The organism is Sedimentibacter sp. B4, from assembly GCF_000309315.1.
Taxonomy (GTDB): Bacteria; Bacillota; Clostridia; order Tissierellales; family Sedimentibacteraceae; genus Sedimentibacter; species Sedimentibacter saalensis.
In genome coordinates this window covers 1-217 of record NZ_CANG01000850.1, presented here as the reverse complement: position 1 = coordinate 217, position 217 = coordinate 1, and the positions used below count along the sequence as shown (strand labels likewise).

The 217-nt window shown below is 68.7% G+C and carries 1 pseudogene; it reads right to left on the bottom strand.

From position 1 onward, the window contains the following. Positions 1-217: pseudogene (locus BN358_RS27890) on the bottom strand (hypothetical protein); the annotation flags it as partial.

Sequence of the window (217 nt, the reverse complement as noted above, 5' to 3'; positions counted from 1 at the left end):
TGCCGGGGTAGCCGCCGGTGTCGATGACCCCGCCGGCGATGCTCGACCCGATGGCGACCCCGATACCGATGCCCGTCCCCATCCAGGACAGGCTCGGTGAGCCGCTCGCGCAGCACCAGGCGCCCGATCAGGGTGTTGCCGTTGATGAAGGTCGGGGCGACGGTCAGTCCGATCAGGACGCCGATCCCGGTAAGGACCAGCACGGAACTGGTCAGGT